This is a genomic window from Pseudorhodoferax sp., from assembly GCF_047601025.1.
Taxonomy (GTDB): domain Bacteria; phylum Pseudomonadota; class Gammaproteobacteria; order Burkholderiales; family Burkholderiaceae_C; genus Pseudorhodoferax.
On sequence record NZ_JASGJZ010000001.1, the window covers coordinates 2,611,923 to 2,633,477 of the forward strand.

22 protein-coding genes are annotated in these 21,555 nt (G+C 70.5%); 11 read left to right on the plus strand and 11 right to left on the minus strand.

Translation table 11 applies throughout. The features are described from left to right. Positions 1–59: 59 nt before the first annotated feature. From QM782_RS12355 to QM782_RS12365, 3 genes are read right to left on the minus strand one after another with little or no spacing between them, the layout of a single operon-like run. Entirely contained in the window at positions 60–1,031 is a 972-nt protein-coding gene (locus QM782_RS12355) for a Bug family tripartite tricarboxylate transporter substrate binding protein (protein ID WP_415203208.1), read from the minus strand. Continuing rightward, a complete protein-coding gene (locus tag QM782_RS12360) occupies positions 1,028–2,794 on the minus strand; it encodes a hydantoinase B/oxoprolinase family protein (RefSeq protein ID WP_415203209.1) in 1,767 nt (588 codons plus the stop codon). The genes QM782_RS12355 and QM782_RS12360 overlap by 4 nt, the downstream gene beginning before the upstream one ends. Further along, the gene (locus tag QM782_RS12365; protein ID WP_415203210.1) at positions 2,791–4,863 is read right to left on the minus strand and encodes a hydantoinase/oxoprolinase family protein; all 2,073 of its coding nucleotides are present in this window, start codon (positions 4,861–4,863) and stop codon (positions 2,791–2,793) included. The genes QM782_RS12360 and QM782_RS12365 overlap by 4 nt, the downstream gene beginning before the upstream one ends. 141 nt (positions 4,864–5,004) lie before the next feature. Here QM782_RS12365 and QM782_RS12370 point away from each other — a divergent pair, with 141 nt between their 5' ends. The 3 genes from QM782_RS12370 (at position 5,005) to fdhD (ending at position 8,174) form a co-directional block, all read left to right on the plus strand. Further along, positions 5,005–5,922 (plus strand): LysR family transcriptional regulator, encoded by a 918-nt coding sequence (locus tag QM782_RS12370; protein WP_415203211.1) that lies wholly within the window; start codon positions 5,005–5,007, stop codon positions 5,920–5,922. A 215-nt stretch (positions 5,923–6,137) separates the two neighbouring features. Then, positions 6,138–7,229, plus strand: coding sequence for an iron-sulfur cluster carrier protein ApbC (gene apbC / locus QM782_RS12375; RefSeq protein WP_415203212.1), 1,092 nt, complete (start codon positions 6,138–6,140; stop codon positions 7,227–7,229). Positions 7,230–7,331: 102 nt separating this feature from the next. Beyond that, the gene (gene fdhD, locus QM782_RS12380; RefSeq protein ID WP_415203213.1) at positions 7,332–8,174 is read left to right on the plus strand and encodes a formate dehydrogenase accessory sulfurtransferase FdhD; all 843 of its coding nucleotides are present in this window, start codon (positions 7,332–7,334) and stop codon (positions 8,172–8,174) included. A gap of 138 nt (positions 8,175–8,312) precedes the next feature. On the opposite strand, the gene QM782_RS12385 is transcribed toward fdhD, so the two are convergent. Next, positions 8,313–9,230 carry a YicC/YloC family endoribonuclease gene (locus QM782_RS12385; protein ID WP_415203214.1) on the minus strand — a complete coding sequence of 306 codons (918 nt, stop codon included), beginning with the start codon at positions 9,228–9,230 and terminating at the stop codon, positions 8,313–8,315. Positions 9,231–9,302: 72 nt separating this feature from the next. On the opposite strand from QM782_RS12385, the gene QM782_RS12390 reads away from it, so the two are divergent. Further along, positions 9,303–10,319, plus strand: coding sequence for a serine/threonine protein kinase (locus QM782_RS12390; protein ID WP_415203215.1), 1,017 nt, complete (start codon positions 9,303–9,305; stop codon positions 10,317–10,319). Further along, positions 10,316–11,212, plus strand: a complete 897-nt coding sequence (locus tag QM782_RS12395; RefSeq protein WP_415203216.1) for a PP2C family protein-serine/threonine phosphatase — start codon at positions 10,316–10,318, stop codon at positions 11,210–11,212. Before QM782_RS12390 ends, QM782_RS12395 begins: the two co-directional genes overlap by 4 nt. A gap of 59 nt (positions 11,213–11,271) precedes the next feature. On the opposite strand, the gene QM782_RS12400 is transcribed toward QM782_RS12395, so the two are convergent. Continuing rightward, positions 11,272–12,261 carry an NADPH:quinone oxidoreductase family protein gene (locus tag QM782_RS12400; RefSeq protein WP_415203217.1) on the minus strand — a complete coding sequence of 330 codons (990 nt, stop codon included), beginning with the start codon at positions 12,259–12,261 and terminating at the stop codon, positions 11,272–11,274. Positions 12,262–12,369: 108 nt separating this feature from the next. Here QM782_RS12400 and surE point away from each other — a divergent pair, with 108 nt between their 5' ends. From surE to rlmD, 5 genes are all read left to right on the plus strand, one after another. After that, the gene (surE, locus tag QM782_RS12405; RefSeq protein ID WP_415203218.1) at positions 12,370–13,146 is read left to right on the plus strand and encodes a 5'/3'-nucleotidase SurE; all 777 of its coding nucleotides are present in this window, start codon (positions 12,370–12,372) and stop codon (positions 13,144–13,146) included. Then, a complete protein-coding gene (locus QM782_RS12410; protein WP_415203219.1) occupies positions 13,146–13,901 on the plus strand; it encodes a protein-L-isoaspartate(D-aspartate) O-methyltransferase in 756 nt (251 codons plus the stop codon). The genes surE and QM782_RS12410 overlap by 1 nt, the downstream gene beginning before the upstream one ends. 50 nt (positions 13,902–13,951) lie before the next feature. Beyond that, positions 13,952–14,896 (plus strand): peptidoglycan DD-metalloendopeptidase family protein, encoded by a 945-nt coding sequence (locus QM782_RS12415; RefSeq protein WP_415203220.1) that lies wholly within the window; start codon positions 13,952–13,954, stop codon positions 14,894–14,896. Beyond that, positions 14,893–15,876, plus strand: coding sequence for a sigma-70 family RNA polymerase sigma factor (locus QM782_RS12420; RefSeq protein WP_415203221.1), 984 nt, complete (start codon positions 14,893–14,895; stop codon positions 15,874–15,876). The genes QM782_RS12415 and QM782_RS12420 overlap by 4 nt, the downstream gene beginning before the upstream one ends. 100 nt (positions 15,877–15,976) lie before the next feature. Further along, positions 15,977–17,404: a 23S rRNA (uracil(1939)-C(5))-methyltransferase RlmD gene (gene rlmD / locus QM782_RS12425; RefSeq protein ID WP_415203222.1), complete on the plus strand. Its 1,428-nt coding sequence runs from the start codon at positions 15,977–15,979 to the stop codon at positions 17,402–17,404. Between the two features lie 76 nt (positions 17,405–17,480). Here rlmD and QM782_RS12430 read toward each other — a convergent pair whose 3' ends face one another. Continuing rightward, on the minus strand, positions 17,481–18,182 hold the full coding sequence (locus QM782_RS12430) for a Bax inhibitor-1 family protein (protein WP_415203223.1): 702 nt from the start codon (positions 18,180–18,182) through the stop codon (positions 17,481–17,483). A 176-nt stretch (positions 18,183–18,358) separates the two neighbouring features. Here QM782_RS12430 and QM782_RS12435 point away from each other — a divergent pair, with 176 nt between their 5' ends. Beyond that, the gene (locus QM782_RS12435; RefSeq protein WP_415203224.1) at positions 18,359–18,766 is read left to right on the plus strand and encodes a GlcG/HbpS family heme-binding protein; all 408 of its coding nucleotides are present in this window, start codon (positions 18,359–18,361) and stop codon (positions 18,764–18,766) included. A gap of 162 nt (positions 18,767–18,928) precedes the next feature. Here QM782_RS12435 and hemP read toward each other — a convergent pair whose 3' ends face one another. The 5 genes from hemP to QM782_RS12460 all read right to left on the minus strand — a co-directional run bounded on the left by hemP (position 18,929) and on the right by QM782_RS12460 (position 21,502). Next, the gene (gene hemP, locus QM782_RS12440) at positions 18,929–19,096 is read right to left on the minus strand and encodes a hemin uptake protein HemP (RefSeq protein WP_415205640.1); all 168 of its coding nucleotides are present in this window, start codon (positions 19,094–19,096) and stop codon (positions 18,929–18,931) included. A gap of 141 nt (positions 19,097–19,237) precedes the next feature. Further along, the gene (locus tag QM782_RS12445; RefSeq protein WP_415203225.1) at positions 19,238–19,648 is read right to left on the minus strand and encodes an ExbD/TolR family protein; all 411 of its coding nucleotides are present in this window, start codon (positions 19,646–19,648) and stop codon (positions 19,238–19,240) included. Between the two features lies 1 nt (position 19,649). Beyond that, positions 19,650–20,366, minus strand: a complete 717-nt coding sequence (locus tag QM782_RS12450; RefSeq protein WP_415203226.1) for a MotA/TolQ/ExbB proton channel family protein — start codon at positions 20,364–20,366, stop codon at positions 19,650–19,652. A gap of 29 nt (positions 20,367–20,395) precedes the next feature. After that, positions 20,396–21,100, minus strand: a complete 705-nt coding sequence (locus QM782_RS12455; protein WP_415203227.1) for an energy transducer TonB — start codon at positions 21,098–21,100, stop codon at positions 20,396–20,398. A 111-nt stretch (positions 21,101–21,211) separates the two neighbouring features. Further along, a complete protein-coding gene (locus tag QM782_RS12460) occupies positions 21,212–21,502 on the minus strand; it encodes a bacterioferritin-associated ferredoxin (RefSeq protein ID WP_415205641.1) in 291 nt (96 codons plus the stop codon). Positions 21,503–21,555 lie beyond the last annotated feature (53 nt).

Genomic DNA, 21,555 nt, shown 5'->3' on the forward strand with positions numbered 1-21,555 from the left:
CGATGGGGCGCCCTGGGGCCGCATCGGCGGCCGCCAGGGCGGCGCGCCTTGCCGCCGGGTCAATCCAGCTGGGGGATCTTGGCAGCGTGCACGATGTCGCGGTAGAGCTTCAGGTCCTCCGCCATCAGGGCGCGCACGGGCTCTCCCATCAGCGGCGCCGCGCGGTCCAGTCCGGCCTGCCGCATCTTCTCCTGCACGGCGGGCCGGGACATGACGTTGGACATCGCATCCACCAGCTGCTTGGCGATGGGTGCCGCGAGCCCGGCCGGCGCGAACAGGGCCCACCAGGTCTCGCTGACCAGGCCCTGCAGGCCCAGCTCGCGGAAGGTCGGGGTGTCGGGCAGGAAGACCGATCGCTTCTCGCTGGCCACGCCCAGCGCCCGGAGCTGGCCCGCCCGGATGTAGGGCTCGGCGACCTGCCCGGGCAGCCAGGTCGACTTGACGTCTCCCGCCAGGACGGACTGGGCCATCGCGGTCGTGGAGTTGTAGGGCACGTTGGTGTAGCGCGTGCCGGTGAGGTAGCCGAGCTGCTCCCCCGCGAAGTGCGTCGACGTGCCCACGCCCGGCGTGGCAAAGGTGATGCCGCCGGGGTCGGCCTTCGCCGCCGCCACGTAGTCCTGGTAGGTGCGGTAGGGGGCATCGGCCTTGACCACGAGGATGTTGGGCACGTAGCCGATCAAGGCGATCGGGGTGAAGTCCTTGACCGCGTCGAACGGCACCTTGCGGATCGCCGGGTTGATGACCTGCACGTTGGTGGTGAACAGCAGGGTGTAGCCGTCGGCCGGGGCACGAGCCACGCGGTGGGCCCCGATGATGCCGGAGGCCCCCGTGACGTTCTCCACCACGATCGACTGGCCGAGTTCGCCGCGCAGCTCCTCCGCGAGCACGCGGCCCATGACGTCGGTGGCGCCGCCTGCGCCGAAGGGGATGATCAGGCGCACCGGCTTGGAGGGATAGGCCTGCTGGGCGAGCGCGGGAACGCCCAGCAGGGCGCCGGCGGCGAGCGCGGCGAGGAATGCACGTGTTTTCATGATGTCTCCTTGGGGGTGTTTCTGAGTTGCCGGGTCCGTTCGAGATCGAGCGCGCCGCTGGCGTCGGTGGCGACGCCGTAGTCCCGCTCGGCCGCCTCGCGCGAGACGTAGCCCTGCCTGAGGTCGGCGAGCACGTGCTCGATCTCGCGCGTGCGCGCCGGTCCGTGCCCGCCGCCGCCCGCGGTGCGGATGACGACCTGGTCGCCCGGCTGCAGGGCGTATTCGCCCTTGAGCACGTCCAGCGTCTGCCCGTCATGGCGCTGGATGCGGACCTGCCCGGGCAGTCCCTCGCCGCCGCCGCCCAGCCCCCAGGGCGGGCACTTGGTGCGATCGATCTTGAGATTCAGCCGGCACGGCGCGGTGACGCGGTAGGTCTTGACGACGCCAACGCCGCCGCGCCGGCGGCCCGGGCCGCCGGAGTCCTGGCGGATGGCGTAGGACTCCAGCCAGTACGGGTTGAAGGCTTCCTGCATCTCGATCGGCACGTCGGAGGTGTCGCCATGCACGTTGGAGCGCGAGGGCCCGTAGCCGTCCACCGTGCCGCTGGCGCCCCAGCCGCCGACGCAGGTGTCGAGATGGAAGAACGGCGCGCCGGTCGCCGGGCTGATGCCGTCGAAGGTGTGCAGGCCGTAGGTGCCGTGGTGGGCCGCCGCGACGTGCTCCGGGAACGCTGGCGCCAGCGCGCGCAGGATGGTGTCCACCACCGTCGGCATCATGCTGCCGGAGCTGCCGATGGCCGCCGTGGGGCCCGCGGACAGGAACGTTCCCTCGGGGATCTCGACCGTCAGCGGCCGGAAATCGCCCTCGCTCACCGGCTCGTCGGCCGAGAACAGGTACTTCAGCGCGATGCGCGCGGCGGCCACCGCGCCGCCGTTGCGTCCGGCATTGAGCGGCCCTGGCAGCTGGGGCGAGACGCCGGAGAAGTCCACCGTCAGGTGGTCGCCGGCGATCCTGACCTTGACGCGGATCGGAACCGGGTCGTCGCCCAGGCCGTCGTCGTCGAGGAACGACGATGCCTCGTACTCGCCGTCCGGCGCGGCCGCGATGGCCGCCCGCACGCGCGCCTCGGCCTGGGACCACAGCTGCGCCACGGCCGCGTGGTACGTGCGGCGGCCGTACTTGCCGATGACCTCGGCCACCATGTCGCGGCCCTTGAGGCATCCGGCAATCTGCGACTCCACGTCGCCCAGCAGCATTTCCGGAAAGCGCGTGTTGTATTCGATGACGCGGAACATGCCGTCCTGGCGCACGCCGCCGTCCAGCAGCTTGACGCTGCGCAGCTGCAGGCCCTCCTGGAAGATCTCGGTCGTGGTGGTCGAGGTGCACGAGCCGACGATGGCGCCGCCCACGTCGAGCCAGTGCATCAGCACGCAGAAGAACGCATCGATCTCGCCGGCGCCGTCCTGCAGGCGCACCGGCGTGTACATGACCACGTTGTTCAGGTGCTGGCCCAGTGTCCCGGCGTGGTTGGAGATGAGCACGTCGCCGTGGCGCAGCCGGTCGGCCCCGTACAGCGCCAGGCCGTCCTTCACGGCCGTGCCCAGCGCGTTCGCCACGAAGATGGCCAGGCTGCCGCGCGACTGCGAGATCAGCTGCCCCTGCGCATCGACGATGCCGACCGCGTAGTCCTTGTACTCGTTGATGAGCGGCGAGAACGCCGTGCGGGTGATGTTCTTGTCGACCTGGTTCGGAATCGACACCAGCTCGTGCTTGATGATCTCCAGCGTGATCGGGTCGCAGCCTGGCGGGGGTGCCTTCGTCATCGTTGAACCTCCTGCGCGTCGGCGCAGCGGATTGCGAGTTCGCCCAGCGCGCCCACCGTGGCGACGTCACCGGGCACGAGGATGGTGGTCGAGCTGAATTCCTCCACCACCGCCGGCCCGTGGATCACGAAACCGGGTGGCAGCTGGTCGCGGCGCCAGACATCCACCTCGATGAATCCATCGGGCCATGGAAAGAACACCTCGCGGCGCGAGGCCGGCCGTGGCGCCGTGCCGCCGGGCGGCAGGCTGGCCAGGTGCGCGAGGTCGGGGGTCGGCACGTCGGCTTCCACGCCCAGGCGCGCCTCCAGGATCTCCACGGCGCTGTTGTTGGCGTGGCCGAAGCGTGCCAGGTAGGCTTCCCTGAAGGCCACCAGCAGGCCGGCCAGATCCATCGACGGGTCGAACGGCACGCGCACGGCGTGCTTCTGGCCCCGGTAGCGCATCTCCAGGCCGCGTTCGAAGCGCAGTTCGGCCATGCCGAGTTCGTGGCGCATGGTCTGCCGGGCCTCTTCCTGCAGCGACTCGAAGACCTGCGCCACCCGTTGCAGCGCCGGCTCGGTGGCCTCGGCGACCACCATGTGCGAAAGATCGATGCGCGCCCCCGCCGTCAGCATGCCCAGCGTGGAGAAGTTGCCGGGATGCGGCGGGACGACCACCGCCGGGATGCGCAACTGGCGCGCCAGGATGCCGGCGAACAGCGGGCCGCCGCCGCCGAAGGGCAGCAGCACGAACTCACGCACGTCGTGGCCGCGCTCGATGGTGACCTCCTTGATGACCCCGGCCATCGCGGCCACGGCCAGGTCCAGGACGCCCTGCGCGGCGCGCTCGATGCCGTCCTCGCCTTCGTAGCCCAATGGACGGGCCACCTTGTCCCGGATGGCCGCGCGCGCGGCGGTGCGATCGAGCTGGAGTCGGCCGTTCAGAAAGCTGCCGGCGCTGATGCGCCCGAGGACGAGGTTCGCGTCGGTCACCGTGGGTTCCGTCCCGCCGCGCCCGAAGGCCACCGGGCCGGGCTCCGAGCCGGCGCTGCGCGGCCCCACGGTCATGCGTCCGTCGGCGCTGACGCTCGCGATGGAGCCGCCGCCGGTGCCGATCTCGACGATGTCGAGCACGGGCGTCTTGAGCGGAAAGCCGTAGTCGTAGCCGCCGACGTAGTACACCGGCTGCACGTCGAAGCGCCCGTCCTGCACCAGCGCGCATTTGGCGGTCGTCCCGCCCATGTCGAAGGCGATGACGCGCGGCAGCTGCAGTGCGCGCGCGTACATCGCGGCGCCGATGCAGCCGCCGATGGGCCCGGACTCCACCAGCGCCACCGGCTGTTCGGTGGCCCGGGCGCGGGACAGCACCCCGCCGTTGGAGCCCATCATGTAGAAGGTTCCGGCGAAGCCCCGGTCGCGCAGGCGCTGCTCGAACGTCTCGACATAGGCGGACATGCGCGCGCCCACGTAGGCGTTGGCCGCGGCGGTCGAGGTGCGTTCGTACTCGAACCATTCCCGGGTGAGCGCCGTGCCGCAGGTCACGTAGACGCCGGGCAGCAACGCGCGCAGCACGGCCGCGGCCTGCCGCTCGTGCGCCGGATTGGCGTAGGCGTTGATGAACGAGACGCTGACGGCCTCGAAGCCTTCGTCCTGGAAACGGCGCGCGAGCGCGCGTACCTGCTCCAGGTCCAGCGGCACGATCTCGCGCCCGCTGGAGTCCATGCGTTCGTCGACCTCGAAGCGGCACCTGCGCTCGATCAGCGGCTTCTCGCGCCGGTACTCCATGGCGAACGGCACCGGCCGGTTGCCGCGGCCGATCTCCAGCGAGTCCCCGAAGCCGCGCGTGGTCACCAGCGCCGTGCGGGCACCCGTGCGTTCCAGGAGCGTGTTGATGACGTGCGTCGTACCGTGCTTGAGCAGCAGCGCCTGGTCCAGGCGTGCGTCGGTGGTGGCCAGCCCTTCGAGCACGCCGTCGATGAGGTTGGCGTAGTTGGTCAGGGTCTTGCCGTAGGTGACCTGGTTCGTCTGCCGGTCGAAGACAGCGACATCGGTGAATGTTCCACCGGTATCGGTGGCGATGAGGAATCGCATGCCCGTTGCTCCTTGCGTTCTGGCGGCCTCGCCGGGCCGCGGGCGGCATGGTTCCCCATCCGTCACCGCTGCGAAAGCACGTGGACAACACATCACCAGTGCATTTCCTGCACTGATTGGCAAGACAATCCCATCGCCCCCATGAAGCCCACCTCGATCTCCGGACTGCTGACGCTGTTCAGCCTCGTGGCCGAACACGGCAGCATCGCGGGCGCGGCGCGCCAGCTGAACATCGCGCCGTCGCTGGCCACGCGCCAGCTGGCTTCCCTGGAGAGTGCGTTCGACGCCCGCTTCTTCGAGCGCACCACGCGCAGCATGAAGCTCACCGAAGCCGGCGAGATGGCGCTGGCCTGGGCCCGCCAGTCGCTGGAGACCCAGGAGCAGCTGGTGGACCGCCTGGCGGCGCTGCGCAGCGCCCCCGCGGGGCTGATCCGCATGGTGGCGGTGCACTATGCGGCCGTCGCCTATCTGCCGAGCCTGCTGGGGCGCTTCAGCGAGCTCTACCCGCAGATCCGCATCAGCATCACCACGACGGACAGCCATGTGAACCTGGTCGAGCAGCATTTCGACCTGGCGATCCAGTCCGGCCGCATCGCGGACTCCAGCATCGTCGGCCAGCGGGTGCGGCCGTACCAGCGGGTGCTGTGCGCCACGCCGCGCTACCTGCAGCGGCATGGCACACCCGGCACGCCGCAGGACCTGGCCCGGCACCGCTGCCTGACCCATTCCGCCAACGAAGCGCGCAACTGGTTCTTCCAGCGCGGTCGTTCCCTGGTGTCGCAGCAGATCACGCCCTTCGTCGAGGTGGACAACTACGCCTTGCTCCTGGCGCTGGCGCGCGAATCCGTGGGCATCGCCCGGATCGCGCGCACGCTGATCCGGGAGGAGCTGGCCGCCGGCGCCCTCGTGCCCCTGCTGCCGCAGTACGCGTGCGTCTACGCCGACGGCGAGGTGCCCGGCCTGTGGGTGCTGTATCCGAACAGGCACGTGCTCGGCCGCACCCGCCTGCTGATCGATTTCCTGGTCCGCCACCTGCCGGGGATGATGGAGAGCGGATAGCCAGGGGCGCATGCATGCCCGGCGACGCGGAGCGTGGCGGCGGGCACCATGGCCGTCGCAGCGCCTGGACGGGGGCGGTCGAAGCCCCGCTCGCTTTACAGGGCGCTCTCCGCGTGCCGCAAGCCGTGGGCGTGGTGGGGGACAGGTGGCACGCGCGCCAGCGCCCCGGAGGGGCCATCGGTACACTCGGCGCCCTCCAGAGGAGTGATGACGCGATGTCGGTGACGGAGCAGGCGCTGCTGCAGGCGCTCGAACAGGTGGTCGATCCCAACACGGGCCGGGATTTCGTGTCCGCCAAGGCGGTGCGCAACCTCAGCGTGTCGGGCGGCGAGGTGGCGTTCGACGTCGAGCTCGGCTACCCGGCCAGGAGCCAGATCCCGGCGCTGCGCAGCGCGCTGATCGCTGCCGCGCGCGGCGTGCCGGGGGTGGAGAACGTGTCCGTCAACGTCGCGACGCGCGTGACGGCGCACGCGGTGCAGCGTGGCGTGCAGCTGCTGCCGGGCGTCAAGAACATCGTGGCCGTGGCCTCGGGCAAGGGCGGCGTGGGCAAGAGCACCACCTCGGCCAACCTGGCGCTGGCGCTGGCGGCCGAGGGTGCCACGGTCGGCCTGCTCGACGCCGACATCTACGGCCCCAGCCAGCCCATGATGATGGGCGTCTCCGGCCGGCCCGAGAGCGGCGACGGCAAGACCATGGAGCCGCTGCTCGGCCACGGCGTGCAGATCATGTCGATCGGCTTCCTGGTCGAGCAGGACCAGGCCATGATCTGGCGCGGCCCCATGGCCACCCAGGCGCTGGAGCAGTTGCTGCGCCAGACCCGCTGGAAGGACCTGGACTATCTCGTGGTCGACCTGCCGCCCGGCACCGGCGACATCCAGCTGACGCTGGCCCAGCGCGTGCCGATGACCGGCGCCGTGATCGTGACCACGCCCCAGGACATCGCGCTGATCGACGCCAAGAAGGCGGTGCGCATGTTCGAGAAGGTCGGCGTGCCGATCCTGGGACTGGTGGAGAACATGGCGGTGCACGTGTGCAGCCGCTGCGGCCATGCCGAGCACATCTTCGGCGCCGACGGCGGCAAGCGCATGGCCGAGGAATTCAAGCTGGACTACCTGGGGGCGTTGCCGCTGGCGCTCTCGATCCGCGAGCAGGCCGACGGCGGCCGCCCCACCGTGGTGGCCGAGCCCGACAGCGAGCTGGCCGCGGTCTACAAGGCCGTGGCGCGCCGGGTGGCGGTGGCGATCGCGCAGAAGAACAAGGACTTCTCCTCGAAGTTCCCGACGATCACGGTGTCGAAGGACACCTGAGCCACTGCGGCGCCGGCGGGCTTCAGGAGCGCCGGCCGGCCGGGCGGGCACTGCCGGTGGCTGCGGCTGCAGTCACCGGCCAGTGATGCGAGACTAGCGCGCATGAAGCCGCATGACGCGCCGTTGAACATCCCCCCCGGCACGCACCGCGTGGCCGTGGTCGGCGGACGGGGCGGGGGGACGCCGCTGCACGCCAGCGACTGCGTGGCCGACGAGGTGCCCGTCGCGCTGGAATACAACGGCATCTCGCACGCCGTGATGCTGGCCACCCCGCTGGACCTGGAGGACTTCGCGCTCGGCTTCTCGCTGACCGAGGAGATCGTCGACAGCCGCGCCGACGTGCGCGACCTGGAGGTCGCGGCGGGCTGCGGCGGCCTGACGGTGCGCATCGAGATCGCCGCCGGCTGCTTCGCGCGGCTCAAGGACAGGCGCCGCAGCCTGGCCGGCCGCACCGGCTGCGGCCTGTGCGGTGCCGAAAGCCTGCCGCAGGCCGTGCGCCGCCCGGCGCCGCTGCACAGCCAGGCACGCTTCGCGTCCGCGGCCGTGTCGCGCGCGATGTACGCGCTGGACGGCCTGCAGCCACTGCGCGCGGCGACCGGCGCGACGCACGCGGCCGGTTTCGCCGATGTGGCCGGCCGGGTGCTGCTGGTGCGCGAGGACGTGGGCCGGCACAACGCGCTGGACAAGCTGGTCGGCGCCATGCTGTCGGCGCGGCTGGCGGCGCAGGACGGCTTCATCGTCGTGACCAGCCGCGCCAGCTACGAGATGGCCGGCAAGACCGTGCGCGCCGGCAGCGCGCTGCTGGCGGCCGTCTCGGGCGTCACCGCCCTGGCCGTCGACCTGGCGCAGGACGCGAACCTGACCTTGATCGGATTCGCGCGCGGCGACGAGCTGAGCGTCTACACGCATCCCGAACGCGTGGCGTGGGCGGGGGACGCAATCTGATCGCCTGTGCCGGGCAGGCGGCGCATTGCACGGCGAATCCTTCGCAACGTTGGCTGTTGCTTCGGTGCGGTGGTGGTCGCGAATCGACTGGTATGAAGCTCCAAGGCACTTCAGGAAGGAATGTACCTTCCTGAAGTTTCATTCGAGATTCTGCACCTGCTCCCGCATCTGCTCGATCAGCACCTTCATGTCGACCGAGATGTGCGTGAGGTCCAGCGCGGCGGACTTGGAGCCCAGGGTGTTGGCCTCGCGGTGCAGTTCCTGGATCAGGAAGTCCAGCCGTTTGCCGAGTTCGCCGCCGTGCTGGAGCAGGCGCTCGATCTCGTCCAGGTGCGCGTTCAGCCGCGTCAGTTCCTCGGCCACGTCGATGCGGATCGCGAAGGCGGTCGCTTCGGTCAGGGCGCGGTCCTGTGCGGCCTCGGGCGGCGTGGCGCCGTCGGCCAGTGCCATGGCTTCCTTCCAGCGCTCCAGGAACCGCTGGCGCTGCTGCTCCACCAGCTGCGGCACCAGTGGCGACGCCTGCCCGGCCAGCGCACGCAACTGGCCGAGCCGTTCGGCCAGCATCGCGGCCAGCCGCGCACCTTCGCGTTGACGCGCGGCGACCAGTTCCTCCAGCGCCTTCTCGGCCAGCGGGAGCACCGCCTCGCGGAAGTCGCCGGCGGGCTGCTGTTCGCCGGCGGCCAGGCGGACGACTTCTGCCACCGACAGCAGCGGCGCGCCCGGCAGCCAGGCGCGCACCTGGTCCTGCACGGCATTGAGGCGTTGCAGCAGGCGCGGCGTGGGCTCGGGCACGCCGGTGGCGTCGGGCTGGCCGATGGCCGCGCGCAGCTCGACCTTGCCGCGCTTGAGCCTGGCCGCCAGCAGTTCGCGCAGCGCCGGCTCGTGCTGCCGCAGTTCGTCCGGCAGGCGGAAGGCGAGATCCAGAAAGCGGCTGTTGACCGAGCGCAGCTCGATGGCGAGGCGACCTGCCGGCGTGGCCTTGCCGTCCTGGTCCGCGGGGGCGCCGGCGCCACTTTGCTGGGCGCTGGCGTAGCCGGTCATGCTGTAAACTGCCATGAGAAGGTGCTGGTCGTTTGCGAGGGCCAGAGAATAACGGCTTCCGCCACTCACGGGGATTCAGCCAGGACCATGAGCAAAACCAAGCCGGCGCCTTTGCAGCCCGACACCATTGTCGGGGGCTACCGCATCGTGCGGCGCCTGTCTTCCGGTGGCTTCGGCATGGTCTACCTCGCGACCGACCGCGATGGCAGCCAGGTGGCCCTCAAGGAATACCTTCCTTCTTCGCTGGCTTCGCGCGAGGCCGGCGACCTGCTGCCCCGGGTGCCACCGGACAAGCTCTCGCTGTACCGCCTGGGCCTCAAGAGCTTTTTCGAGGAGGGGCGCTCGCTGGCGCAGATCTCGCATCCGTCCGTCGTCAGCGTGCTGAATTTTTTCCGCGAGAACGAGACCGTCTACATGGTGATGAACTATCTGGAGGGCGCGACCCTGCAGGACTTCATCATCACCTCGCGCGAGCTGCGGCGCCAGAAGGTGTTCCGCGAGTCGACGATCCGCTCGCTGTTCGACGAGGTGCTGCGCGGCCTGCGCATCGTGCACCAGCACAAGATGCTGCACCTGGACATCAAGCCGGCCAACATCTTCATCACCGACGACGACAAGGCCGTGCTGATCGATTTCGGTGCCGCGCGCGAAGTGCTGAACAAGGAGGGCAACTTCGTGCGCCCGATGTACACGCCGGGCTTCGCCGCGCCCGAGATGTACCGGCGCGACGCGACCATGGGGCCCTGGACCGACATCTACGCGATCGGCGGCTGCATCTACGCCTGCATGCTGGGCTATCCGCCGGCCGAGGCGCCGCAGCGGCTCGACAAGGACCGCCTCGCGCTGTCGCTGTCGCGGCTGCGCGGGGTGTACTCGGACAACCTGATCGAGGTCGTCGAGTGGTGCATGGCGCTCGACCCGCTGTCGCGCCCGCAGTCGGTGTTCGCGCTGCAGAAGGAGCTCAGCCGCGAGGGCGAGCGCCGCTACACCAAGCTGTCGGTCGGCGAGAAGATCCGCCTGCAGTTCGACACGCTGGTGTCCGATTCCAAGAAGGCCACGCGCCCGATGACGTCCGCCGGTTCGGCGGACAAGACGTCCCGATGAGGTTCTCGGTGTTCCAGGTCAGCCGGCGCGGAGGGCGGGCCAGGAACGAGGACCGGATGGGGTACAGCTACACGCGCGAGTCCGCGCTGTTCGTGCTGGCCGACGGCATGGGCGGCCATCCGGAGGGCGACGTCGCGGCGCAGCTGGCGCTGGAGACCGTGTCGGCCCTGTACCGGCAGCAGGCGACGCCGCGGCTGCCGCGGGCCCCCGACTTCCTGGTGCACGCGCTGCTGGCCGCGCACCGCCGCATCCTGCGCCACGGGGCCGAGCGCGGCATGGCCGACACGCCGCGCACCACGCTGGTGGCGGCGGTGCTGCAGGACGACACCGCGCACTGGGTGCATTGCGGCGATTCCCGCCTGTACCTCGTGCGCGGCGGCGCGCTGATGATGCGCACGCGCGACCATTCCTATGCGGAGCAGCTGCCGCCGGACGACGCGCAGACCGGCCGCATATCCCGCAACATGCTGTTCACCTGCCTGGGCTCGCCGGCCCTGCCGGTCTATCACGTGGCCGGGCCCGTGGCCCTGCACCAGGGCGACAAGCTCCTGCTGTGCTCCGACGGCCTGTGGGGCAGCCTGGCCGAGGACGTGATCGTGCGCGGCCTCAGCCAGCAGGCCGTCCAGCACGCCGTGCCCGAGCTGGTCGAGCAGGCCTTGCGCGAGGCCGGCGGCGCCAGCGACAACGTGACCGCGCTGGGCGTGGAATGGGACGGCACGGGCAGCTTCGTCTCTACGCTGGGCATCGAGCATGCCGACACCGCCCGCTTCGCCGCCACCGTCCAGTCGCTGGACGCCCAGGCGCCGGCGCAGGAACTCGACGACGCGGCGATCGAGCGCTCGATCGCCGAGATCAACGAAGCCATCCGTCGTTCGAGGATGCGCAAGGCGTGACGGGGCCGGAGCCTGGCGTGCGCCGCAGCGCGGCATGCCAGCGCCAGCCGAGCCCGGGCTCAGGGATTCACCAGCACCAGCTTGCCCTGGATGGCGCGCGCGCCCATGCGGGCGTAGGCGGCCTTCAGTTCGGCCATCGGCATGGTGCGGTCGATCACCGGTTTGATCCGGCCCTGTGCGTACCACTGCGCCAGTTCGGCCAGCGCGGCGGCGTTGGCCTCGGGCTCCCGCCTGGAGAAGCCGCCCCAGGACACACCGACGATGGACGCGCCCTTGAGCAGCGCCAGGTTCAGCGGCAGCGAGGGGATCGGCCCCGAGGCGAAGCCCACGACGAGGTAGCGGCCGCGCCAGGCGATCGAGCGGAAGGTGGGCTCGGCGAATTCGCCACCGATCGGGTCGTAGACCACGTCGGGGCCCTGGCCGTCCGTGAGTCGCCTGATCGCGTCCCGCCAGCCGCCGGTGGCCGTCTCCTGGCTGTAGTCGATCGTGGCGTCGGCGCCGATGGCGCGGCACAGCGTGCACTTCTCCTGGCTCGACGCGGCGGCGATCACGCGCGCGCCCACGGCCTTGGCGATCTGGATCGCCGCGGTGCCCACGCCGCCGGCCGCGCCGAGCACCAGCACCGTCTCGCCGGGCGCGAGGCGGGCGCGGTCCACCAGGGCATGGTGCGAGGTCGTGTAGGTCAGGATGAAGGCGGCCGCATCCATGTGCGGAAAGCCCGCCGGCAGCGGCATGCACTGCGCCGCCGGTGCCAGCGCGTGCGTGGCGAAGCCGCCGGTGCCGGCCAGGCAGGCCACGTTCTGGCCGGGCGAGAGCTGGCGGACGCCTTCGCCCACGGCCTCGACCACGCCGGCGTACTCCATGCCCGGCACGAACGGCAGGTCGGGCTTCGTCTGGTACTTGTTCTGCACGACCAGCAGGTCGGGAAAGTTCAGGCTGGCGGCATGGATGCGCACGCGCACCTGGCCCGGGCCGGGTTCGGGCGTCGGCAGCTCCTTCCAGACCAGCGCGTCCACGCCCACGGGGTTCTCGCACAGCCATGCATGCATCTCGTGTCTCCTTGCCAGTGTTCCAGGCAGCCCATGATAGGGGCGCAGGATGGCCGATTCGTCGCACAGGCGGCCCCTACAATCCGCGCGAATGCGAGAGCCGAGTCCATGAAGATCCTGATCTGCAACGACGACGGGTACCAGGCGCCGGGCATTGCCGCGCTGCACCAGGCGCTGAAGGACGTCGCCGAGGTCGAAGTCATCGCGCCCGAGCAGAACAACAGCGCCAAGTCCAATGCGCTGACGCTCCATGCGCCGCTGTACGTGCACCAGGGCGCCAACGGCTTTCGCTACGTCAACGGCACGCCGGCCGACTGCATGCACATCGCGCTGACGGGCCTGCTCGGCTACCGGCCCGACCTGGTGGTCTCGGGCATCAACAACGGCGCCAACATGGGCGACGACACGATCTACTCCGGCACCGTCGGCGCCGCGATGGAGGCCTACCTGTTCGGCGTGCCGGCCATCGCGTTCTCGCAGACCGAGAAGGGCTGGCAGCACCTGGACGCGGCCGGCGCGACGGCGCGTGCGCTGGTGCTGCAGCTGATGCAGGCCCATGCGGTCGGCGACGCGCCCTGGCTGCTGAACGTCAACATCCCGAACCGGCCGCTGGCCGAGCTCAAGCCGGCCAGGGTGTGCCGGCTGGGCCGGCGCCACGCGGCCGAGCGCGTGATCACCATGGACAGTCCGCGCGGCGAGACCATGTACTGGATCGGTGGCGCCGGCGCGGCCAAGGATGGCGCGGAGGGCACCGATTTCCATGCCACGGAGCAGGGCCACGTGGCCATCACGCCGCTGCAGGTGGACCTGACCGACCATCCGCGGCTGCAGCAGTGGGCGCACGTGCTGGCCGGCGTGTCGGCCGCCGGCGCATCGGTCGGCTGATGGCGACGCGTCCGGGCTTTCCTGCGCGCCTGGGCACCGGCCCGGCGCGGCCGCCCGCCGCCAGGCCGGCCGCCACCGCGGCGCCGGCGCACGCCACGGCGCGGCCCGACTCGGGGGCGCGGCGTGCGCGCATGGTGCGCCGGCTGGCCGAGGCCGGCATCCAGTCGCAGGCCGTGCTGGCCGCGATGGAGCGGGTCGAGCGCGACCGCTTCGTCGACAGCGCGCTCGTGACGCAGGCCTACGAGGACACCAGCCTGCCGATCGGCCTGGGCCAGACGATCTCCAAGCCCACCGTCGTCGCACGCATGTGCGAGCTGGTGCTGGACAGTGAGCTGGCGGCCGCGGGCAAGCCCGGCCGCGTGCTGGAGATCGGCACCGGCTGCGGCTACCAGGCCGCCGTGCTGTCGCTGCTGGCGCGCGAGGTCTACAGCATCGAGCGGCTGCGCGGGCTGCACGAGAAGGCGCGCGAGAACCTGCGGCCGTTGCGCCTGGCCAACGTGCACCTGCTGTTCGGCGACGGCATGGCCGGCTATGCCAAGGGGGCGCCCTATGCAGCCATCATTGCCGCCGCCGGCGGCGAGGCCGTGCCACCCGCGTGGCTGGACCAACTGGCGGTGGGCGGACGGCTGGTGGCGCCCATCCTCGGTGCCCATGGCCGGCAGGCCTTGGTCGTGGTCGACCGGACGCCCCAGGGGCCGCGCCAGCAGTGGCTCGAGGCCGTGCACTTCGTCCCCTTAAAATCCGGCGTCGGTTGACAGGGAGCGTGTTGATGGTTGGTGTGAAGGCGCGGCGGTCGTACGAAGTGATGGCACTGGTCGCGGTGCTGGCCTTGAGTGCGTGCGCGACCCGCAATGTGCCCGTGCGTGGCGCACCCGTGGAGAACCGCGGTACCGCGGCATCCGCAAGCGCGGCGCCGCCGAGCGTCGCCAGTCCGGCTCCGGTGGAGGCGGCGGCGCCCCCTGCGGACCCCAACGCCGGCAAGCCCGGCTACTACACCGTCAAGCCCGGCGACACGCTGATCCGTGTCGGCCTGGAGACGGGGCAGAACTGGCGCGACGTCGCGCGCTGGAACGGCATCGAGAATCCGAACCTGATCGAGGTTGGCCAGGTGCTGCGCGTGGCGCCGCCCACGGCCCATGCATCGGCACCCGCCGCATCCGCGGAGGCGGGCGTGGTGACGCGCCCGGTCGCCTCGTCCGGCGCGGCCCAGGGTGCGCCGCTCGCGCCGGCGGCTGCGGCGTCCCGGCCGGCCGCCAGCGCCCAGGCCGCTGCCAGCGCCCCGGCGGCCGCGCCCGCCCCGGCGCCGGCACCTGCCGCGCCCACCACCGTCGCCGTGGCGCCGGCGGCCGTCGGCGGCAACGAGGGCGGCGACCAGCAGATGGCCTTCATCTGGCCGGCCGGCGGTTCGCTGATCGGCGGTTTCGACGAAGCCAAGAACAAGGGCGTGGACCTGGCCGGCCGCGCTGGCGATGCGGTGCTGGCCGCGGCCGACGGCAAGGTCGTCTATGCCGGCGCCGGCCTGCGCGGCTACGGCAACCTGATCATCCTGAAGCACAACAATACCTACCTGACGGCCTACGCCCACAACCAGACGCTGCTGGTCAAGGAAGACCAGACCGTGCGCAAGGGGCAGAAGGTGGCCGAGATGGGCAGCAGCGACGCCGACCGCGTGAAGCTGCACTTCGAGATCCGGCGGCAGGGCAAGCCCGTCGATCCGCTGAAGTACCTGCCGCCGCGCCCCGCGCCATGAAGAAGCGCGACGCATCCAGCCCTTCCCCCGAGCCGGATGCGTCGCAGCACCACGGCACCGGACCGGCCGCCGAGGCGCCGCCGCCCGGCGCCCGCGAGGGCCTGCTCGACGGCGTGCCGCTGGAAGGCGAGTCGGGCGACATCCTGACGCTGTACCTGCGCGACGTGCGGCGCACCGCGCTGTTCACGCCCGAGGAGGAGTTCGAGGTGGCCTCGCGCGCACGCGCCGGCGACTTCGCGGCGCGGCAGTCGATGATCGAGCACAACCTGCGCCTGGTCGTCAGCATCGCCAAGAACTACCTGGGCCGGGGCGTGCCGATGAGCGACCTGATCGAGGAAGGCAACCTGGGCCTGATGCACGCGATCGACAAGTTCGAGCCCGAGCGGGGCTTCCGCTTCTCGACCTATGCGACCTGGTGGATCCGCCAGTCGGTCGAACGTGCCGTGGTGCAGCAGGGCCGCGTGGTCCGGCTGCCGGTGCACGTGGTGCGCGAGCTGCAGCAGGTGCTGCGCGCGCGCCGCATGCTGGAGAACGACGCGTCCCTGCAGGCCACGCGGCCCGACGGCGTGCGCGTGGACGACGTGGCCGCGCTGCTGGGCCGCGAGGTGCAGGAGGTCGCCGACCTGCTGGCGCTGGCCGAGACGCCGCGCTCGCTGGATGCCGCGCTGGACCGCACGGAGGAGAGCGGCACCCTGGCCGACCTGCTGACCGACGAGCAGGCCGTTGATCCGTCCAGCGTGATGCATGCGCGCGAGGTCGAGCAGCTGCTGGAGACCTGGACCGGCGCGCTGTCGCCGCGCGAGCGCGAGGTGCTGGATGGCCGCTTCGGCCTGCACGACCGCGAGCCGGAAACGCTGGACACGCTGAGCGAGCGCCTGCACCTGACGCGCGAACGCGTGCGGCAGATCCAGAACGAGGCGCTGCGCAAGCTCAAGCTGCTGCTGGGCCGCCACGGCGTCGACAAGGACGCGCTGCTGTAGCCGCGGCCCCGCCGACGCTGGTGGCGCCCGGAGGGGCGGATGCGCTGGGTGTCCGCTGCGCAGCGGGGCTGCCCCTTCGCCTGCTGAGACAATCCGGGCCATGTCCCGAGCCCACGAGAACACGCGTCGCAAGACCCCCGCCGGCGCCCCCGAGCCGTCCGCCAGCGCCGAGCTGGAGGTGGACGCGCTGGACCTGGAAGCCCAGGGCGTCGCCCGGCGCGAGGACGGCAAGGTGGTGTTCATCGAGGGCGCCCTGCCGTCCGAGCGCGTGACGGCCAGCGTGTACCGCCGCAAGCACCAGTTCGAGCAGGCCACGCTGACCGCCGTGCTGCGCGAGTCCTCGCAGCGCGTGCGGCCCGCCTGCCCGCACTTCGGCTTGCACGAAGGCGCCTGCGGCGGCTGCAAGATGCAGCACCTGCACCCGGCCGCGCAGGTGGCCGTCAAGCAGCGCGTGCTGGAGGACAACCTGTCGCGCCTCGGCCGCGTGCGTCCGGAGCGGATGCTGCGGCCGATCGAAGGGCCGGCCTGGGGCTACCGCGACCGCGGCCGCCTGTCGGTGCGCTACGTGCACAAGAAGGGCGAGGTGCTGGTCGGCTTCCACGAGCGCCGGAGCCGCTACGTCGCCGACATGCGCGAGTGCCACGTGCTGCCGCCGCACGTCAGTGCGCTGCTGCTGCCCCTGCGGGCGCTGATCGGCGCGATGGAGGCGTGCCAGACGCTGCCGCAGATCGAGCTGGCCGTGGGCGACGGCGTGACCGCGCTGGTGCTGCGCCACATGGAGCCGCTCGGCGCGGCCGACCTGCAGCGCCTGCGCGCGTTCGCCCAGGTTCATGGCGTCCAGTGGTGGCTGCAGCCCAAGGGGCCGGATTCGGTGCATCTGCTGGACGAGGCGGCGGCCATCCCGCTGTCGTACCGGCTGCCCGAGTTCGGCATCGTGATGCCCTTCCGGCCGACCGACTTCACCCAGGTCAACGCCCACATCAACCGCGTGTTGGTGCAGCGCGCCCTGGGCCTGCTCGACGTGCAGCCGCACGAGCGCGCGATCGACTGGTTCTGCGGCCTGGGCAACTTCAGCCTGCCGCTGGCCACGCGTGCGCGCGAGGTGCTGGGCGTGGAGGGCAGCGAGGCGCTGGTCGAGCGCTCGCGCCAGAACTACCGGCTCAACGCCGGTGCGCGCGGCGTCTTCGGACCGCTGGCGCCGACGCGCTTCGTGGCGCGCAACCTGTTCGAGATGACGCCCGAGCAACTGGCGGCCGACGGTGCGGCCGAGAAGTGGCTGGTCGATCCGCCGCGCGAGGGCGCGCACGCGCTGGTGCAGGCGCTGGCCGGGCTGTGCCGTGCGCCGGTGCCGGGCTGGGCGCCGCCGCGGCGCATCGTCTACGTGAGCTGCAACCCCGCCACGCTGGCGCGCGACGCCGGCGTGCTGGTGCACGAGGCCGGCTACCGCTGCGTGGCGGCGGGGGCGGTCAACATGTTCCCCCACACGGCCCACGTGGAGAGCATGGCGCAGTTCGAGTACGCCGGCTGAAGGCGCGCCGGGAGGTTCGGCGCACGTAAAAAAGCCCCGCATGCGGGGCCTTGGCAGGGAAGGGCGGAATGTCCGCTCAGTCGCGCTCGCCGCCCAGGATGCCCAGCAGGGCCAGCAGGCTCTGGAACACGTTGAACAGGTCCAGGTACAAGGCCAGCGTGGCACTGATGTAGTTGGTCTCGCCGCCGTCCATGATGCGCTTGAGGTCGTACAGCATGAAGGCGCTGAAGATGCCGATCGCCGCCACCGACAGGGCCATCATGCCGGCCGTGGAGCCGACGAACACGTTGACGATGCCGCCCACCAGCAGCACGATGGCGCCGACGAACAGCCACTTGCCCAGGCCAGACAGGTCGCGCTTGACCACCGTCGCCATGCCGGCCATGGCCAGGAACACGCCGGCCGTGCCGCCGAAGGCCGTCATGATCAGTTCGGCACCGTTCTGCAGGCCCAGCACGGCCGCGATCAGGCGCGACAGCATCAGGCCCATGAAGAACGTGAAGCCCAGCAGCACGGCGACGCCGGCCGAGGAGTTCTTGGTCTTCTCGATCGCGAACATGAAGCCGAACGCGCCGGCCAGGAACACCAGGAGGCCGGTCCCGCCCGCCAGTGCGGCGGTGATGCCGGTGGACACGCCGATCCATGCGCCCAGCACCGTCGGCAGCAGGCTCAGTGCCAGCAGCCAGTAGGTGTTGCGCAATACCTTGTTGCGCTGCTCCTGCGATACGGCGTAGCCGCCGTAGCCGGCGGCGTCGATGGTGCGTACGGGATGGTTCATGCGGTGGACTCCTGCGTTGCCAGGGGGACAGATGCGGAAATTCTAGGCAGATTCAAGTGGCCGGCCGCAATTCCAGTCCCGTGGCGGTGTCTATTGGCGCAACGGAGGGTGGCCGGGGCGCCGCGCGCGGAGCTTTTGTTTGTTTATGCTCTCGGCTTTTCGACCGCTACCGCACCATGAAGACCAAATCCTTCCTCGAACTGTCCGACCTCAAGGCCATCGCCGCCGCCGCCGAGGCCGAAGCCCAGAAGAACAACTGGGCCGTGACCATCGCCATCGTCGACGACGGCGGCCACCTGCTGTGGCTGCAGCGCCTGGACGGTGCGGCCCCGGTGTCGGCCCACATCGCACCGGCCAAGGCCCATACGGCTGCCCTGGGGCGGCGCGAGAGCAAGGGCTACGAGGACATGGTCAACGGCGGCCGCACCGCCTTCCTGAGCGCCCCGGAGATCCAGGGCCTGCTGGAAGGCGGGGTGCCGATCATCAAGGACGGCCAGTGCATCGGCGCGGTGGGCGTCAGCGGCGTCAAGTCGACCGAGGACGCGCAGATCGCACGCGCGGGCATCGCCGCGATCGGCCTGTAAGAACCGTCTGCGTCGCGCAGAAAGCACAAAGCCGGCCCAAGGTGGCCGGCTTTGTCGTTCTGGCGTGGGAAAAAAGTGCTTGGCTAGTCGGGCAAGCCCGTTGGCTAGCAAAAACGACCCTTGGAGACTGAGATCAGTCTTGGAGTCGCCCCACGATGAAACCTATTTGGTCAGGATCAGCTTGCCCAGCTTGGTGGTCTGCAGGCGGTAGACCGCGCCGTTGTGCTTGATCTCCACGGCCTTGTGGCCGCGCAGCAGTTCATGGCTTTCCAGCGATAGCCCGTTCGCCGCGCCGAGGCGCTGCATGTCGGCCGTCGAGAAGCGTTGCATGGCAGGGCCGGCAGGCATCAGGGTCGAGGTGGCAGCGTGCATGGTGCGGGGTCCTTGATCAACTTGCGATGTATGAATGATAACGATTCGCAATTAAAAGTCAAGAGAAGGGGCAAAAAATTTTTTATGCCCCCTCCACGGTCAGGGTTGTGGCTCGGTGATGAAGCCGATCTTGCGCACGCCGGCCTGGCGGGCGGCGGACATGGCCTGGGCCACGCGTTCGTAGCGGACCTCGCGGTCGCCGCGGATGTGCAGCTCGGGCTGCGGCTCGCGCGCGCCCTCGGCCTGCAGGCGCGGCAGCAGTTCCTCGTCCGTGATGCGGGTCTCGTTCCAGTAGTAGCCGCCGTCGGCCGCCACCGACAGGCGGATGGTCTCGGGCTTCGCATCCTCCGGGTCGCTGGTGGCACGCGGCAGGTCGATGTTGACGGCGTGCTTCATGACCGGGATCGTGATGATGAAGATGATCAGCAGCACCAGCATGACGTCCACCAGGGGCGTCATGTTGATCTCGTTCATCACATCGTCGGTATCGTCCTGGGTGCCGAAGGCCATTTCAGCTTCCCTTCTTCATCGCCACGATCGTCGCGGACTGCCCGGACTGCACGCGCGCGCCCGTCACGAAGTAGGCATGCATCTCGTGCGCGAAGCTGTTGAGCTTGTTCAGCACGTACTTGTTGCCGCGCACCAGCGCGTTGTAGCCGAGCACGGCCGGAATGGCCACGGCCAGGCCCAGCGCGGTCATGATCAGGGCCTCGCCGATCGGGCCCGCGACCTTGTCGATCGTGGACTGGCCCGACATGCCGATCGCCACCAGCGCGTGGTAGATGCCCCACACCGTGCCGAACAGGCCCACGAACGGCGCCGTGGAGCCCACCGACGCCAGGATCGCCAGGCCCGACTGCATGCGGGCGCTCGAGGCATCGATGCTGTTGCGCAGCGCGCGCGTGATCCAGTCGCTGATGTCCAGGCTGTCGTGCAGATGCGCCTTGGTGTTGCGATGGTGGGCGGTGGCCTCGCGGCCTTCCTCGGCCAGGCGCAGGAACGGGTTGGACGGGTCCTTGCCGAGCTTGGACAGGCCAGTCGCGAAGTCCTCGCTGTGCCAGAAGCCCTCGGCCCGGCGGGCCATCTTCTTGTAGCGGACGATGTCCAGCGCCTTGATCAGAATCACGATCCACGAGGCCAGCGACATGCCGAGCAGCAGCACCGCCACCGCCCTGGTCACGATGTCCCCCTGGTGCCAGACGTTGGCGAGGCCGAAATGCGTATCCATGCGTTACTCCCAGAAATAGAAAAAAAGCGTTATTCGAGAACGTAGTTGACCGGGGCCTCGTACCACATGGCCTGGACCACCCCGTTGACCTTGCCGGGCACGTAGCGGCACTTCATCACGTAGTCGAGGGCCGCGCGGTCCAGCCGCTCGAAGCCGCTGGAGCGCTTGACCTCGGCGCGCTCGGGCTGGCCGTTGGTGCCGATCAGCACGCGCACGATGACCTTGCCCTGCTCGCCGAGGCGGCGGCTGATGGCCGGGTAGACCGGGCTCGGGTTCTGCAGGTAGCTGGCGCTGCTGGACGGCATCTGGATCTGCGGCGGCGCCGGCGGTGCCGGCGGCGGCGGGGCAGGGGGGGCTGGCGCCACCGGCTGCTCGATCGGCGGCAGCGGCGCCGGCGGTTCGACCACGCCGACGGGCGCCGCGGGTGCCGGCGTCGGGTCCTTGATCGCCATCGGCTGCGGCGCGGGCGGCAGCTTGGGCGGCTTGGGCCTGACTTCCGGCTTCTTGACCTGCTGCTGCGGCGGCGCGGGGACGGGCGGCGGTGGAGGCGGCGTCGGCCGGGGCGGCTCGACGAACTGCGACAGGATCTCGACCGGGACGATCACTTCGACGGCGCGCTGGAGCAGGCCGTTCTGGAGCGCCCACAGCGCGGCCGCGTGCAAGGCGATCACGCTGCCGACGATGACAGTGTTGCGGCTCAGGCCACTGGGGGGTGGATAGGTGCTGGAGGCCATGGATGAGGAGGCAAATACCGAAGCGGGCGCCACGCGGGCGCCTCGGGGCGAGCATCAGGGCGGGGCGGACCTAGCTCCGAAAGATCCACCAGGCCGACCCGACCACGAGGATCAGGCTGCCGCCGAGCGAGAGGAGTTCCATGCCATGCTTTCCTGGATGCCGCTGGCGTGCTGGGGGATCGGGGCGTCGAGGCCGCGGTCATCCGGTCCGATGGCGCTGTGCAGTGCCGCGACCGGGTGCAGGCGACTGCACTGTTCGACGACATCGCGCGCGCACCCTTCGCACCGGCCGCATTGCGTGGCCACACCCAGCTCGAGCTGGATGTCGTCGAAGCTCAGACCGGCCCGCACATGGCGGACGATTTCACGGTCGGAGACCCGGTTGCACACGCAGACGATCATGGTGGCGAAGGTGGGTGGGGGCTGGCTGCTGATGGAGGGCTTGAGGGGGTCGA

Excerpts from the sequence above, each read along its gene's own strand:
- apbC (WP_415203212.1), top strand. The coding sequence starts at position 6,138 with ATGTCGGTGACGGAGCAGGCGCTGCTGCAGGCGCTCGAACAGGTGGTC.
- QM782_RS12370 (WP_415203211.1), top strand. The coding sequence starts at position 5,005 with ATGAAGCCCACCTCGATCTCCGGACTGCTGACGCTGTTCAGCCTCGTG.
- QM782_RS12355 (WP_415203208.1), bottom strand. The coding sequence starts at position 1,031 with ATGAAAACACGTGCATTCCTCGCCGCGCTCGCCGCCGGCGCCCTGCTG.
- hemP (WP_415205640.1), bottom strand. The coding sequence starts at position 19,096 with ATGCAACGCTTCTCGACGGCCGACATGCAGCGCCTCGGCGCGGCGAAC.
- QM782_RS12455 (WP_415203227.1), bottom strand. The coding sequence starts at position 21,100 with ATGGCCTCCAGCACCTATCCACCCCCCAGTGGCCTGAGCCGCAACACT.
- QM782_RS12395 (WP_415203216.1), top strand. The coding sequence starts at position 10,316 with ATGAGGTTCTCGGTGTTCCAGGTCAGCCGGCGCGGAGGGCGGGCCAGG.
- QM782_RS12450 (WP_415203226.1), bottom strand. The coding sequence starts at position 20,366 with ATGGATACGCATTTCGGCCTCGCCAACGTCTGGCACCAGGGGGACATC.
- QM782_RS12365 (WP_415203210.1), bottom strand. The coding sequence starts at position 4,863 with ATGCGATTCCTCATCGCCACCGATACCGGTGGAACATTCACCGATGTC.
- rlmD (WP_415203222.1), top strand. The coding sequence starts at position 15,977 with ATGTCCCGAGCCCACGAGAACACGCGTCGCAAGACCCCCGCCGGCGCC.
- QM782_RS12390 (WP_415203215.1), top strand. The coding sequence starts at position 9,303 with ATGAGCAAAACCAAGCCGGCGCCTTTGCAGCCCGACACCATTGTCGGG.
- QM782_RS12420 (WP_415203221.1), top strand. The coding sequence starts at position 14,893 with ATGAAGAAGCGCGACGCATCCAGCCCTTCCCCCGAGCCGGATGCGTCG.
- QM782_RS12430 (WP_415203223.1), bottom strand. The coding sequence starts at position 18,182 with ATGAACCATCCCGTACGCACCATCGACGCCGCCGGCTACGGCGGCTAC.
- surE (WP_415203218.1), top strand. The coding sequence starts at position 12,370 with ATGAAGATCCTGATCTGCAACGACGACGGGTACCAGGCGCCGGGCATT.
- QM782_RS12400 (WP_415203217.1), bottom strand. The coding sequence starts at position 12,261 with ATGCATGCATGGCTGTGCGAGAACCCCGTGGGCGTGGACGCGCTGGTC.
- fdhD (WP_415203213.1), top strand. The coding sequence starts at position 7,332 with ATGAAGCCGCATGACGCGCCGTTGAACATCCCCCCCGGCACGCACCGC.
- QM782_RS12415 (WP_415203220.1), top strand. The coding sequence starts at position 13,952 with ATGGCACTGGTCGCGGTGCTGGCCTTGAGTGCGTGCGCGACCCGCAAT.
- QM782_RS12435 (WP_415203224.1), top strand. The coding sequence starts at position 18,359 with ATGAAGACCAAATCCTTCCTCGAACTGTCCGACCTCAAGGCCATCGCC.
- QM782_RS12385 (WP_415203214.1), bottom strand. The coding sequence starts at position 9,230 with ATGGCAGTTTACAGCATGACCGGCTACGCCAGCGCCCAGCAAAGTGGC.
- QM782_RS12460 (WP_415205641.1), bottom strand. The coding sequence starts at position 21,502 with ATGATCGTCTGCGTGTGCAACCGGGTCTCCGACCGTGAAATCGTCCGC.
- QM782_RS12360 (WP_415203209.1), bottom strand. The coding sequence starts at position 2,794 with ATGACGAAGGCACCCCCGCCAGGCTGCGACCCGATCACGCTGGAGATC.
- QM782_RS12445 (WP_415203225.1), bottom strand. The coding sequence starts at position 19,648 with ATGGCCTTCGGCACCCAGGACGATACCGACGATGTGATGAACGAGATC.
- QM782_RS12410 (WP_415203219.1), top strand. The coding sequence starts at position 13,146 with ATGGCGACGCGTCCGGGCTTTCCTGCGCGCCTGGGCACCGGCCCGGCG.